The organism is Streptomyces endocoffeicus, from assembly GCF_016741935.1.
In the GTDB taxonomy this organism is placed as follows: domain Bacteria; phylum Actinomycetota; class Actinomycetes; order Streptomycetales; family Streptomycetaceae; genus Streptomyces; species Streptomyces endocoffeicus.
In genome coordinates this window covers 1-661 of record NZ_JAERRG010000194.1, presented here as the reverse complement: position 1 = coordinate 661, position 661 = coordinate 1, and the positions used below count along the sequence as shown (strand labels likewise).

1 protein-coding gene is annotated in these 661 nt (G+C 69.3%); it reads right to left on the bottom strand.

Annotated features, from left to right (window positions below):
- Positions 1 to 636 (bottom strand): SpnB-like Rossmann fold domain-containing protein (locus JK364_RS54545; RefSeq protein WP_504943148.1); only part of this gene is annotated, 636 nt, incomplete at its 3' end.
- Positions 637 to 661: the final 25 nt, after the last annotated feature.

Here is a 661-nt window from a genome sequence, read left to right as displayed (position 1 = left end):
GACCAGTGGCGTAGACGCTTGGGGAGTCGCGGGCTTGGCCACACGGGACAAGCGCGGGACCAGGACAGTCCCGCCCCGGACCGCCAGCTGCGGCTCCTCACCACCGGCGAGTACCCGCACCACCACGTCCGCTGTATCAGAACTGATCTCGTCGTCGTGGTCCAGGAGGAGGAACCGGCCGGGATTCTCGGTCTGCACCGACCGCAACAAACCCCACACCGGAGCCTGCACCAGATCGGCCACATCCTCCCCCGCCTCCGTGGCAACCGCACCACAAGTGACCACCACCAGACGGGAAGCAGCCAACCGCTCCTCACCCAGCCACCGCTGCACCCAAGACAGCACAGCGGACAGCGACTCCCGCGCCCGAGCGGCCAAGCCCTCGCCAGTGCTCGTCGGGCAGGACAGGACCACGGTTTCGGGCACCGCCTCGCCCTCATCGAGCGCGCTGATCAACGCGGGCACATCCGCATGGCGGGCGTACGATCCGCCCGCGCGGACCACCGCATCACCCAGCCCCGGATCCGGCCCCACGACCGCCCACGAACCCCCGGCAATAGCCGGAGCCAACGTGGCCACCGGCTGCCAGTCCAGCTGGAACAGCGAGTCATATCGACTGGCCTGGGCCGCCTGCAACTGCTCAGCCGAGATCGGCCGCAGA